This window comes from Hyalangium sp., assembly GCF_035629615.1.
Lineage (GTDB): Bacteria > Myxococcota > Myxococcia > Myxococcales > Myxococcaceae > Hyalangium.
The window spans coordinates 1-11,937 of record NZ_DASPHO010000718.1 but is presented as its reverse complement, the minus strand read 5'-3'; the positions used below and the strand labels follow the sequence as shown (position 1 = coordinate 11,937).

Sequence of the window (11,937 nt, the reverse complement as noted above, 5' to 3'; positions counted from 1 at the left end):
AGGGGGGCCATGCCTCCCGAGGACTGAAAAAAGCTCCAGGCCCTGGCCGAAGCCCTGGAAAGAGAGGCGCCGCAAGGACAGCCGAGCGAGCTAGAACACGCTCCCATGTCCAGCCTCCCCCCCTGCGGGCTGTACCGGACGCGGCGCGCCCTCGGCACCACCATCCCCGAGGGACGCCTCGTGTACTTCCACAACCACGGCGATCCCGGCCCCGGCCTCTACCTGCCGAGCGGCTGGAGCGTGAACCGCGCACGCTGGCACGCTCACGGCACTCCGATCCCCAACCCCGAGTGGGCCGAGCACCTCGAGCCTCTCCACTCTGAAGGCCTCTATCGCGTCCGCGAGGCCTTTACCTGTTGTGACAAGCGCTGCCGGACCTTCGAGGAGGAGCTGCTCGTCCAGCTTGGCTACAACGGCACGGCCGAGCCCATCCTCTTCGTTCCCGAGTGGACACCCACGGGCCTCCGCTTTCCCACCACGGGCACCGTCGTGGCCCAGGGGCGGCTGGATCTGCTCGTGCCGCTCAAAGTGGAGGAGACGCAGGAGCCGTCCGAGGACCGCGCCTTCGTGCACTGACGCCGCGCTCCTTCTGGAGTGCCCATCTCGACAACCGGACAGCCCGCTGGAGCAGAAGAGAACCCCTGTGCGCCCACACCTCCTCGCAGCCCTGCTCGCCCTCGCTGCGTGCTCTCCCAGCATCGAGGGCCCTACCCCGAAGCTGATCGGCACCATCAACCCCCGCCAGCGCAACGCCACCCCGGCGAACATCTGCAATGCGCAGGGAGGAGAGCGCGGCTGGCGCGTCGAGCTCCTGGGAGAGCGCTTCACGCCCATCCCCGAGGAGGTGCTCACCGGTGAGCCGACGGTGGGCCTGCCCTCGGTGACGCTGAGAGGCCCTGCCACTTTGACACTGGAGCGAGACCGCGTCTTCTACCGGGACTCCGGCCTCATGTTCCTGGACATCCCGACGCGGGACACCACGCCTCCGGCGACTCTCCCCGAGGGCCACTACGCGCTGGAGGTGAAGAACCTTGGGGGGGGCACCGCCGAGCTGGCCGACCTCCTCATCGTCGTCCCACCGCCTACGGTGACGCGAGTGACGGCACCTCAGGGCTTCACCTTCAACGACATCAGCCCGCTCGTCGTTGAGGGCACGGGCTTCCGGACAGACACCTTCCCCGCCATGAAGCTCATCCACACGAGCTCCACGGAGGCGGAGGTGTTCACCTTGACCGTGGACTCTCCCACGCGCATCTCCACGGAGCTCCCGGCCGGCACGCCCGCGGGGAGCTACGACTTCGTCCTCAACAACCCCGAGGGCTGCTCGTTCACGCTGCCCGACGCTCTGACGGTCAGCTACCCATGACGGCCCTTCCCGTCCTCGCGCTCCTCGTCCTCGCCCAGGCGTCGGCTCCAGCGACCTCCGAGTCCGAAGGAGACAGCATCCTCCTGGCGCCCAAGGTCGGCTTCTTCAAGAGCACCACGCCGCTCGAGGGAGCGCCCTACTTCGCCCTGGAGGCGGGCTATGTCACCCCGCTGCTCCACCGGCGCCTGGCCATCGTGCTGGAGGGCAGCTTCCACCAGCCGAAGGTGTCCGGAACACTCCGCGATCCCCAGCTCACCCTGGGCGACGATCCGTACAGTCTCACCGAGCGCGAGATCGCCTTCCTGCTCTCGGCGGTGTACCGGTTCGAGGGAGCACTGGGCTCCATCACCCCGTACGCGGGCGCGGGTCCGGGCCTGTACCTGCACCAGGCCACTACGCAGGCCTTTGGGGCCACCACCGTGGAGAAGGAGGGCACCCTGGGCTTCCAGCTCCTCGGCGGCGCCGAGCTGCGCCTGGGTCCCGGGGGGCTCTTCCTGGAGGCGCACTACCACTTCACCCGGGTGGGCTTCCTCACCACCGGACAGGTGAACGTGGGTGGCTTCCTCGCCGCAGGCCTGGGCTACCGCCTGCGGCTGTGAGCCCTGGAGCCTGGGCTCACTTCGCAGGGGTGAGCGTCACCTGTGTCTCGCCTAGCACGCGGCCCTTCTCGTCCGTGAAGCGGGCCCGCACCTCCAGCGGCGCGGAGAGCCAGCCTCCCTGCACCGGCGTGCTGTACGAGAGCGGTACGTCCACCCCCGGATTGACTGGCGCCGGCTCGCCCTCGCGCGGGAAGAACTGCAGCACCTCGCCCGAGGACGACTTCGCCGCCACCGACAGCCGTGCGCCCTCTGGCGCCGTGTAGCTGAACTGCACCGCCGCGCCCTCGGGGCACTCCAGCTTGCCCCCCGGCTGCGCCTCGCCCTGCACCTTCCCCTCCGAGGACACGCAGAAGGCACGCACCCCGAACGCGCTCTGGCCCGCGCCGCTGCGCGCCTGCCACTCGCCCTCCGCCTGGCCCGCCCCCCGCTCACGCGGGATCACCACCAGCATGGCCACCGCGGCGACCGCGGCCGCCGGGAGCATCACCTTCCACCAGTCCCAGAACGAGCGGCGCTCCGGCGCGGCAGCCCGATCCGCGGCGCGCACCCGATCCATGAGCTGCGCCTCGAGCAGCGCCTCGTGCCCCTTTGGCAGCACCCGCTTCTCCAGCGCGGACTCCACACGGGAGATCCGCTCATATGACTGGCGGCACTCAGCACAGGTCTTCGCGTGCTCGCGCAGCAGGGCATGACCCTCGGCCTTCAGCTCTCCGAGGAAGAGCGCTCGCAGCGCGGCCTTCGACTTCATATTCGTGCACGTCATGCCTCACCCCTACCCTTCAGGAAGCCCCACCCCTTCGCCTGGATGCCCTGCAGATAGCCACGCGCCTGCAGGTAGTCGAGCAACCGCTGCTTGAGACCCTTCTCCCGCCGCCGCACCTGGATGCGCGTGAGCCCGACCTTCTCGGCCGCGCTCTCCTGCGCCAGCCCTTCGGTGAAGCGCAGCTCGAACAGCTCGCGCTCCTCCGCAGAGAGGCCCTCCTTGAAGCTCACCAGGAGCGCCTCCATCTCTTGATCCTCGAGCTGCTGCTCCAGGCTGTCACCCGCGCCTACCGCGGCGCCCAGCTCCCAGTCCACCGTGGAGCCCTCGTCCTGCGGCCCCAGCCCCGACACCACCTCGCGCGAGCGAGACTGCTCGAGCACCACGTTGCGCGCGATCCCCATGAGGAACTGTGCGTAGGGGCGGATCCCGTCGTACGCCAGTCGCGTCCGGGGTTCGAAGGCTCGCGCAAAGGTCTCCAGCACCGTGTTCTCCACTTCGAGCGCACCCTGCAGGTGGGCAAACCCGCGCCCACGGAAGGCGACCGATCGCAATGCACGGGCCAGCTGCTCCGCGTGCGCTCGATACACCTCTCCCAACACCTCCGGTGCGCCCTCCCGGAAGTGCCGCAATCGTTCTGAGTCCCACTCCCACGCCATTCACGCCACATACCAGCGGCGTTCAGCCGCCGTCACTCTCACTTGTCGAGAGCCGGGCCGGGTGGATCGCGTCGCATTAAAATGGCACGCTACTGTCCAACTTCGCGCCGTGCGTGCCTGGTCCCCCCATGCCTTCGCCCCGCTCTCTCTCTCGACTCGCGCTCTGTCAGCTCCTGCTCCTCCTCGGGCTCATGCCCGCCGGGCCTGTCTGGGCCGCGGAGCCCGAGCGGGTGTCCTACGCCCTCATCATCGCCAACAACGCCAGCCTGGATCCGAAGCTGGCCGCGCTGCGTTACGCGGACGATGATGGGGCGCGCTACTACGAGCTGTTCGCTCCCCAGGCCCGGGAGACGGTGCTGCTGAGCGTGCTGGACGAGGAGACTCAGGCGCGCCACCCCGGGCTGGCCGCGCGCACCCGGCCGCCCACCCGCGCGGGGCTCAAGGAGTCCCTGGCGCGGCTCAACGCGAAGATGGCGCAGGACCGGAAGGCCGGGCTCGCGCCGGTGCTCTACTTCATCTTCACGGGCCACGGGCAGCGCGGGGCCGCGGGGGAAGGAACGGTGAGCCTGCTGGACGGCCCCTTCAACCGGAGCGACCTCTATTCGCAGGTCATCACCCCCAGCCCCGCCAGCTTCATCCACCTCATCGTGGACGCGTGTGACTCGTACTTCTTCGTCAACGCGAGGGGCGCGCTGCCCATCGGCCCGGCGCAGACGGCGGCGGTGACGCGGCACCTGGCCTCGCGCGAGCTGGATCGCTACCCCCAGGTGGGCGTGGTGCTGTCCACCTCGACCGCCCGGGAGAGCCACGAGTGGAGCACCCTCTCCGCGGGCGTCTTCAGCCACCAGGTGCGCTCGGCGCTGGCGGGGGCCGCGGACGTGAACCGGGATGGACGCGTGGAGTACACGGAGCTCACCGCCTTCATCGCCGCCGCGAGCCAGGGCATCGAGGACGTGCGCGGCAAGCTGGACATCTTCGCGCGCCCGCCCCCCTTGGACCGCAGCGCCCCACTGAGCGACCTGGGCCGCAACTCCGGGCTGGGCTACCTGCTGGTGCCGGAGGGGATCGGCGGACGGATGTGGGTAGAGGACACACGGGGTGTGCGCGTGGCGGACTTCAACAAGGAGCGCGAGCGCCCGCTGGTGCTGGCCCTCCCCCCGGAGCGCAGCTACTACCTGCGCTCGGCGGGACGGGAGGCGCGCCTGACGATGCCCCGTGCGGGCGCGGTGATGGATGCGGGGGGCCTGGCCTGGAGCACCTCGGTGGTGGCAAGCCGGGGGGCTATGGAGGAGGCCTTCCGGGACAAGCTCTTCGGCGTGGCGTTCGGCCCGAGCTTCTACAGTGGATACGTCGCGAGCCTTGGGGAGGCTCCCGTCGGCATGGATGAAGGCCCCGACCTCTCACCGTGATGCTGCTGCCCCTCGCGCTGATGCTGAGCCTTGGCGCTGCACCGCTGGGGGTGGACTGTGACGGCGAGCGCCTGGTGCTCCTTCCTTTCGACACGGTGGCCGTGACACGCCCCGAGGGGCGTCGCACGGAGGAGGCCATCCGGCGGGCCCTGGCGAGAACCTCCGGCGTGTGCCTGGAGCCCCGGAAGGAGACAGTGGAGCGACTGCGCGCGCTGAGCGGTAAGCAGGGCACGTGCAGGGACGCCTCCTGCCAGGCGGAGGAGGCGAAGGCGTTTGACGCGAAGTGGCTCGTCCGCGGGCGGGTGCTGGGGCTGGGAGGTCACCGCACGGTGGCGCTGATGCTGGTGGGGGCCGACGGGCGTGAGCTGCGGAGCACCTTCTTGGTACCGGAGCTGGAGGCAGGCGCCGAGGAGGCTGCGGCGAAGGCCTTCGCCTCTCTGTGGGAGGGCCGAGGGCCTCCCTCTCTGAAGGAGGGGGCGGACACGACGCTGCGGCCCTTGCCGATGGTGCTCCTGGGGACGGGGGCCGCCGCACTCGTGGTGGGCGTGGGCTTCGGCATGGCGGCCCGCGCCACGGAGAAGCGCTTCTCCGTGGGCAACGGGGGCTGTGAGGGAGAGGGCGAAGCGCTCCGCCGCTGCTTCACGGATGGGCTGCGTCGGGGAGAGCGGCAGAGCGACCTCGCCAACGGCATGTTGGGGCTCGGAGCCGTGCTGGGCGCGGGGGGAACCATTCTCCTGGTGTGGGAGCTTCCATGAACGCGCGTTGGGTTTTTCTGGGCGTGGCGATCCTCTGTGCTCTGGGGCTGGTCTCCTCGTGCTTCTTCGAGCCGGATCTCTCGCGCTTCGACATGTGCGGTGAGGACAACTCCTGTCCCAGCGGCTACACCTGCCTCACCGAGGTGCAGCGCTGCCTGCCCGATTGCGGCGCGAACTGCTACCCCGAGTTCCCTCCTGACGCGTCCACGGACGCCGGGATGAACGATGGAGGCACGGACGCAGGTCCAGATGCGGGCACGGATGCCGGCACGGATGCCGGCACGGACGCGGGTCCGGATGCGGGCACGGATGCCGGCCCTCCCCTCTCCCTGGTGACGGAGAGGCTCGAGCCAGCGATCGAGGCGGTCTTCTACACGATGGAGCTGCAAGCCGAGGGAGGCACTCCGCCCTACGAGTTCCACCCCACGGAGCCCTTGCCTCAAGGCCTCACGCTCGAGGCCGGCGTCCTCTCGGGAACGATCTCCACGGAAGGCACCTACCCTGTGAAGGTGGAGGTCCTGGACTCGGAGACGCCTCCCGCCAGCGCAAGTGCGGCCTATGACTTGCGGGTGCGCCCCAAGCTCCGCGTCGCGGGGCCGAAGATGCTCGTCGACGGCTACCAAGGGGCCTTCTACACCGAGAAGGTGTCCGCCATTGGAGGGATGCCGCCGTACACGTTCGAGCGCGTGGATGGCGCCTTCCCCTCCAACCTCTCGTTCCTGTCGGACGGGACCGTGCAGGGAACGCCCTCGGCCCAGGCCACCTACACCTTCCGAGCCCGGGTGACGGACTCGGATTCTCCACCCCAGATGGCGGAGGAGCAGCTGTCTCTCAAGATCACGGCAACGCCACTGCTCGTGGCGATCTCCAACCACGGCGTACCCGATGGACGCAGAGGCACGCCGTATCAGTATGCGCTGAGGATCGCCCCCAGCACGACAGTGACCTGGAGCCTCAAGGCGGGCGCGCTGCCGGGGGGCGTTGGACTCAACACCAGCACGGGGCTGCTCTCGGGGGCGCCCAATGAAGCGGGCTCCTTCACCTTCACCATCGGCGTGACAGATGGCCTCCTGAACAATGCGCAGGTGACCTTCACCCTGGTGGTCCACTGACGGCGCTCAGTGGGACGCGGCTCAGGCCTGCCCCACGGGAGGGCGGAAGAGGCGGAGCAGGTGCTGGGTGAGCACCTCCTCCACGGCCTCCTTCAGGGCATACAGGAGATGGTGCAGCCCCTCGGCGGACTCGGCCTGGCAGTCGCGCATGTCTCGCACGCGCTCGTGAGCGCCATCGAAGACGCGCAGGCTCCCCGGCACGAGCGCGATGACAGGCTGGGCGGGGTGGCGCTTGCGCAGCAGGGCGAGGAACAGGGGGTGGTCCTCGTCTGGCCGACGCAGGTCGACGACAACGACCGCGGGGGGAGCGGAGCCGATGGAGGACAGCGCCGCATCGGCATCCTCGGCCGCGCGGATCTGGACCTCCGGCTCGGCGAGGAAGCGCAGGAGCAGCTCGCGCGAGGCGCGGTGCGGACTGACGACGAGGACTTGGCGCATGCTTCCAGGCAGGTAACCGCAGCCTCAGCCTCCGGGCAAGCCCAAGGCTCAGCTTTCGGGGAGCCCTGCCTGTTCGGCAAGGAGGGGGTCCAGCGGTCAGCAGGGCGAGGGAGATGACGAGGGCCATAGAGGGCCAGCGCCGTTAGCTCACAGTGGTATTGGGGCGAGGAAAAGGCTACTCACCAGGTTCTACGGATGGCGACGGAGCTCCACTTCGACTGCGGCACGCTGGTAGCGCCCATGCTTCCGGATGATGCCCGGTTGCGGGCGCTCTTCCAGAAAGACGCCCGTACGGGGGTGTACCGGACGGAGGCCTGGCACTACCGGGAGGTGGTGCTGCGGCTGAGGGAGCTGGGCGAGCCCTATGAGGATCGGGCGAAGCGCTTCGAGCCGCTGGCGTTGGAGCTGAAGGTGCCCATCGAGCCCTTCCCCCACCAGCGCGCGGCGCTCGAGGCGTGGACGCAGGCCAAGGGCCGAGGGCTGGTGGAGCTGCCGACGGGGGCGGGCAAGACACTGCTGGCAGTGCTGGCCATTGCCCAGGTGAAGCGGCCCACGCTGGTGGTGGTGCCCACGCTGGACTTGATGGTGCAGTGGCAGACGGTGCTGGCGAAGCACCTCGGGGTGGCGGTGGGGCTGCTGGGGGGCGGAGTGAACGATCGGCAGCCGCTGACGGTGACGACGTATGACTCGGCGACGGCGCAGACGGAGTTCCACGGCAACTGCTTCGGGCTGCTCATCTGCGACGAGTGCCACCACCTGCCGGCGCCCAGCTACCGCTTCATCGCGGAGGGCTCGCTGGCGCCGTACCGGCTGGGGCTGTCGGCGACGCTGGAGCGCACGGACGGAGGCGAGCGCGTCTGCGAGGAGCTGCTGGGGCCTCGAGTGTACCGGGCGGACATCCGCGAGCTCCAGGGGCGTTACCTGGCGCCGTACGAGGTGCGGCGCATCGAGGTGCAGCTGCCTCCCGAGGAGAAGGTGCGGTACGACGAGGCGCGGGCCCGGTACGTGGGCTTCCTGCGGAAGAATGGGATCTCGCTGTCGGCGCCGGAGGGCTGGGCGCGGTTCCTGGCGCAGAGCCAGCGCAGCGACGAGGGGCGCGCGGCCTATCGGGGCTACCGCGAGCAGAAGCGCATCGCGCTGACCTCGATTGCCAAGGTGGACGTGCTGTGGCGGATCCTGCTGGACCACCGCGGGGACCGGGTGCTGGTCTTCACGGAGGACAATGAGACGGTGTACACGCTGGCGCGACGCCTGCTGCTGCCGGTCATCACGCACCACACGCCGGTGCCCGAGCGGAAGACGCTGCTCGCGGCCTTCGCAAGCGGAGAGCTGCCGGTGCTGCTCACCTCGAAGGTGCTCAACGAGGGCGTGGACGTGCCGGACGCGCGCGTGGGAGTGATTCTCAGCGGCAACGGGAGCGTGCGCGAGCACGTGCAGCGACTGGGGCGCATCCTCCGCCAGCGCCCGGGCAAGCGCGCCATGCTGTACGAGGTGTGCTCGGCGCAGACAGCGGAGAGTGGCATCAGCGAGCGGCGGCGACAGCACAGCGCCTACCAGGAGAGCGAGGAGTGCTGACGCGAGACCTGCTGCTCTTCCGAGTCCGTGAGGGGCGCCTGCGCCCTTCGTTCATCAAGCGAGAAGATCCAGAGCTGGTGGCGCTGGCCAAGGAGCTGATCGCGGAGGTAGAGGGCGCGACGGGGCAGACTCGGGACGAGGTGGAGGAGGCCCTCTCGCTGCGAGCGGGCGCCTTCTCCCGGCCGCGCGTGGCGCGAGGGCTGGTCAAGCTGCTGGTAGACCGGGCCCTGTTCGACGAGGCCGCCGAGGGTGTGGCGGAGACCCGCTGGGATCGCTTCCAGGTGGCCGCGCAGGTGCTGCGGGGGTTGTCACCGGACTCGACGCTGGAGGCGTACGAGGCCCGCCTCGCGGAGGCACTGCCCGCACCGCTGCCCGAGGTCCGCGAGGCGCTCTATGTAGACCTGCCCGGGAACAGACGGCTGCTGGGTTGGGAGGAGCTCGCTCCGACCGACCTGCTGGACCGCTACAACCTGGCGCTCGCGCAGGGCCCACTGATGGGAGCGCGGCGTCTGACCCTGCGCGCGCGGGCGCCGGAGCTGTTGCGGGTGAGGAAGCTGCTGCGGTGGCTGAAGTTCTGCCGGCTGGTGGCAGAGGTGCGGCGCGACGGCGAGGACTGGGCGCTGGAGGTAGAGGGCCCGGGCGCGCTGCTCTCGTTGCAGAAGAAGTACGGCCTGCAGCTGGCCAGCTTCCTCTCGGTGGTGCCGGTGCTGGAGCGCTGGGAGCTGATGGCGGAGGTGGAGGCGAGCGCCCGGCGGCGAGCGGTGCTGGTGCTGGACCACCGGGATCCGCTGGTGTCACCGCTACCGGCCGCACTGGGCCACATCCCCGCGGAGGTGGCCACGCTGGCCGAGAGCTTCAAGGACGCGGAGTGGGAGCTGGACCTCATGGCCCTGCCGCGCCACACGGGGGCCGCCGGGCTGTGCGTGCCGGATCTCACCTTCCGCCACCGGGAGACGGGGCGTGAGGTGGCGCTGGAGCTCTTCCATGCGTGGCACGCGGGACCGTTGGCGAGGAGGCTCGGAGAGCTGCGCTCGCGGCCAGACCCGGGGCTGCTGCTCGGGGTGGACCGGGCTCTGGCCCGGGGCGAGGAGCGGGACGCGCTGGAGGCCCACCCTCAAGTGGTGCTCTTCAACGGCTTCCCCTCCGCGCGCCGGCTGCGCGATCGCCTGGCCCGGCTCACTGAGGAGCCGGCGCCGGCGGGCGCGTGAGCCAGGGCCAGGAGCCTGTCAGCCGCTGTTGTTCCCGCCCCGACCGGGGCGGAAGTTCGCGGCCAGGACGCTGAGCAGCCGGATGGAGCTCCGGTCGAGCTGGCGGGCGCGGCGCATGAGCCGTCGCAGCTCGGCGGGCTCGCCGTAGTCCGAGGGCGGCTCGGCCACCCACTTCACGTCGCCCGAGGGCTTGAGGCCGAGCGCCTCGTCCGCGGAGATGGAGAGGACGACGCAGAGCCGACGGAAGGTCTGGATGCTTGGGAGCATGTGGCCACGCTCCAAGCGGCCATAGACTTCGCTCGCAATACCAATGCGCTCGGCGACGTCGGCCTGCGTGAGATTGAGGCGCTGTCGGGCGAGGCGAGCTGCCCCTCCGAGCCTGGATGCGAGGGTCTTTTCCATGTTCGTTAACCCAGCGGGTTCGCCTATGTCGATATGACTTGCAGGGTTGGCTTCCAAGAACTCCGCGGGTAGGCTTCGTTCGAGGTGACCTCATGAGTCACATTCCCCTCGGAGGTGTGGTTGGTATGGAGAAGCCCTCGTTTCTTTTTGTGGATCAGAACCCGGTTTGGCTGGCGGCGTTGAGGCGTGCGAGCAGGGACCTGCCAGGTCCCAAGCACTTCGCGGGGAGCGCGGAGGAGGCGCTGGATTTGGTGCGTGCGCACCAACCCGCGGTGGTGGTGAGCGGCTACGGCCTGCCCGAGGGAGATGGGCTGAGCCTGCTCGAGCAGGTGAGCGAGCAGTACCCGCGAGTGGCGTGCGTGCTGCACACGGCGCGTCCGGCAAGGTTGCTGCGAGGCGCTCGCGGCATTGCGCTGGTGGAGAAGGGCTCGGCCCCGAGGATGTTGGAGGCAGCGCTGAGTGCGCTCTGGGTGGCGCTCACGGGCACGGCTCCGAGCCTGCATGAGAGGCGCGGCAGAGAGGACGTCACCTTCTCGTGAGGACCCGACGTATCAGGTCACCTCGTGGACTCAACCAGCGGTGGGGGTCACGGCGTTGAGGCTCACCATGGCATCGCGCCGGACACCGGACTTGAGGAAGTCCTGGAGGGTGCGAGCCAGTGTGGTCCCGAGCAGCCCGATGAGGGGCAGGTGCTCCCCCCCCTCGCAAGTGGCCTGCCCAGCCTGATCTTCGGCATCCGGGACGAAGCGCTCGTCCCAGCGCACGATGCCGAAGGTGCCATCTCCGGAGACGGCGGCGTGCACGAGCGGCTTGCCAGCCTTGCGTGCGAAGCCGGAGAGCAGCTCTCGGCTGGCCTTGTTGTCGAAGCAGTCCACCAGGAGGTCGGCGGTGCCGCAGAGGGCCTCGGCGTTGTCGGCCACCAGCCGGACGCCGAAGGCCTCGGCCTTCACGCCGAAGAAGTTCTGGAACTGAAGCTTGAGCGCCTCGGCCTTGTTCCGTCCGATGGACTGCTTCACGTAGGCCTGGGCCAGCACGTTCTTCGACTCGACGCGGTCGAAGTCGACGAAGCAGAGCGTGGCCTCCAGGTTGCGGCAGAAGACGGCGGCGGTGGAGCCCAGCGCGCCCACACCGCAGAACACGATGCGCATGCGTCCTCTCCTCAGGCCCCGAAGGGCACCTTGGGCCGCAGGTAGATGCGCAGTCCACCTGGTGAGTCGAAGCGATCCACCACGTAGTGGTTGAAGGCATCGTCCCGGAGCTGGGCGAGGTGGAGCCCGGCAACGCCGCCGCTGCGCACCAGCTCCACGGCGATGCGCCTCACGTCCACGTCACTCACCGCGCCATCAAGCTCGATGGGGCAGTCCGCTGACTGACCGTTGTAGGTGATGTTCAGGATCGCCATGGTCGTCCTCTCGTCAGTCCCGGACCTGGCCGGGCGGCACCTCGGGGAGACTGACAGATCCGCCGCCCTCGGTCATGCCGGAGGCGAGCCGGAGCAGGTGGGTCCACCATGGCTCCTCGGGGGTGCGCGCCTCCAAGCCCTCCCGGTCCCGGACGATCATGCCGTCTGGAGCGACGACCGAGAAGCGAGGCCGGGTGCCGAGCGCCACGATGAGCGCCTCCATGGTGGTCTCGTCTTCGTGAGAGAAGGCCA

The 11,937-nt window shown here is 69.6% G+C and carries 15 protein-coding genes and 1 pseudogene; 9 read left to right on the top strand and 7 right to left on the bottom strand.

Features of this window, described 5'->3' with window-relative positions:
- Positions 1-105 precede the first annotated feature (105 nt).
- From VD972_RS35890 to VD972_RS35880, 3 genes are all read left to right on the top strand, one after another.
- Positions 106-576, top strand: a complete 471-nt coding sequence (locus VD972_RS35890) for a hypothetical protein (protein WP_324993320.1) — start codon at positions 106-108, stop codon at positions 574-576.
- A 67-nt stretch (positions 577-643) separates the two neighbouring features.
- The gene (locus VD972_RS35885) at positions 644-1,366 is read left to right on the top strand and encodes a hypothetical protein (RefSeq protein WP_324993319.1); all 723 of its coding nucleotides are present in this window, start codon (positions 644-646) and stop codon (positions 1,364-1,366) included.
- Positions 1,363-1,965: a hypothetical protein gene (locus VD972_RS35880; RefSeq protein ID WP_324993318.1), complete on the top strand. Its 603-nt coding sequence runs from the start codon at positions 1,363-1,365 to the stop codon at positions 1,963-1,965. Before VD972_RS35885 ends, VD972_RS35880 begins: the two co-directional genes overlap by 4 nt.
- Before the next feature lie 16 nt (positions 1,966-1,981).
- On the opposite strand, the gene VD972_RS35875 is transcribed toward VD972_RS35880, so the two are convergent.
- Together VD972_RS35875 and VD972_RS35870 are read right to left on the bottom strand one after the other, a co-directional pair.
- The gene (locus VD972_RS35875; RefSeq protein ID WP_324993317.1) at positions 1,982-2,728 is read right to left on the bottom strand and encodes a hypothetical protein; all 747 of its coding nucleotides are present in this window, start codon (positions 2,726-2,728) and stop codon (positions 1,982-1,984) included.
- The gene (locus VD972_RS35870; protein WP_324993316.1) at positions 2,725-3,384 is read right to left on the bottom strand and encodes a sigma-70 family RNA polymerase sigma factor; all 660 of its coding nucleotides are present in this window, start codon (positions 3,382-3,384) and stop codon (positions 2,725-2,727) included. Before VD972_RS35870 ends, VD972_RS35875 begins: the two co-directional genes overlap by 4 nt.
- A gap of 128 nt (positions 3,385-3,512) precedes the next feature.
- Between VD972_RS35870 and VD972_RS35865 the strand changes: the two genes are divergently transcribed.
- The 3 genes from VD972_RS35865 to VD972_RS35855 are packed head-to-tail and all read left to right on the top strand — an operon-like array spanning position 3,513 to position 6,660.
- Positions 3,513-4,793 carry a hypothetical protein gene (locus VD972_RS35865; protein WP_324993315.1) on the top strand — a complete coding sequence of 427 codons (1,281 nt, stop codon included), beginning with the start codon at positions 3,513-3,515 and terminating at the stop codon, positions 4,791-4,793.
- Positions 4,793-5,548: a hypothetical protein gene (locus VD972_RS35860; RefSeq protein WP_324993321.1), complete on the top strand. Its 756-nt coding sequence runs from the start codon at positions 4,793-4,795 to the stop codon at positions 5,546-5,548. Before VD972_RS35865 ends, VD972_RS35860 begins: the two co-directional genes overlap by 1 nt.
- Positions 5,545-6,660: an Ig domain-containing protein gene (locus tag VD972_RS35855; protein ID WP_324993314.1), complete on the top strand. Its 1,116-nt coding sequence runs from the start codon at positions 5,545-5,547 to the stop codon at positions 6,658-6,660. Before VD972_RS35860 ends, VD972_RS35855 begins: the two co-directional genes overlap by 4 nt.
- Positions 6,661-6,681: 21 nt before the next feature.
- Here VD972_RS35855 and VD972_RS35850 read toward each other — a convergent pair whose 3' ends face one another.
- Entirely contained in the window at positions 6,682-7,098 is a 417-nt protein-coding gene (locus VD972_RS35850) for a response regulator (protein WP_324993313.1), read from the bottom strand.
- A gap of 195 nt (positions 7,099-7,293) precedes the next feature.
- Between VD972_RS35850 and VD972_RS35845 the strand changes: the two genes are divergently transcribed.
- Both VD972_RS35845 and VD972_RS35840 read left to right on the top strand, forming a co-directional pair.
- Entirely contained in the window at positions 7,294-8,673 is a 1,380-nt protein-coding gene (locus tag VD972_RS35845) for a DEAD/DEAH box helicase family protein (RefSeq protein ID WP_324993312.1), read from the top strand.
- A complete protein-coding gene (locus VD972_RS35840; protein WP_324993311.1) occupies positions 8,667-9,881 on the top strand; it encodes a DUF790 family protein in 1,215 nt (404 codons plus the stop codon). Before VD972_RS35845 ends, VD972_RS35840 begins: the two co-directional genes overlap by 7 nt.
- Before the next feature lie 18 nt (positions 9,882-9,899).
- Here the strand turns inward: VD972_RS35840 and VD972_RS35835 are convergent, their stop codons facing one another.
- The gene (locus VD972_RS35835) at positions 9,900-10,283 is read right to left on the bottom strand and encodes a helix-turn-helix transcriptional regulator (protein ID WP_324993310.1); all 384 of its coding nucleotides are present in this window, start codon (positions 10,281-10,283) and stop codon (positions 9,900-9,902) included.
- Between the two features lie 125 nt (positions 10,284-10,408).
- On the opposite strand from VD972_RS35835, the gene VD972_RS35830 reads away from it, so the two are divergent.
- Complete coding sequence (locus tag VD972_RS35830; protein ID WP_324993309.1) at positions 10,409-10,822, top strand: response regulator; 414 nt, start codon at positions 10,409-10,411, stop codon at positions 10,820-10,822.
- Positions 10,823-10,852: 30 nt separating this feature from the next.
- Here the strand turns inward: VD972_RS35830 and VD972_RS35825 are convergent, their stop codons facing one another.
- The 3 genes and pseudogenes from VD972_RS35825 to VD972_RS35815 all read right to left on the bottom strand — a co-directional run.
- Entirely contained in the window at positions 10,853-11,431 is a 579-nt protein-coding gene (locus VD972_RS35825; RefSeq protein WP_324993308.1) for a ThiF family adenylyltransferase, read from the bottom strand.
- An 11-nt stretch (positions 11,432-11,442) separates the two neighbouring features.
- Positions 11,443-11,685 carry a hypothetical protein gene (locus tag VD972_RS35820; protein ID WP_324993307.1) on the bottom strand — a complete coding sequence of 81 codons (243 nt, stop codon included), beginning with the start codon at positions 11,683-11,685 and terminating at the stop codon, positions 11,443-11,445.
- 13 nt (positions 11,686-11,698) lie between these two features.
- Positions 11,699-11,937 (bottom strand): annotated as a pseudogene (locus VD972_RS35815) (hypothetical protein); the annotation flags it as partial.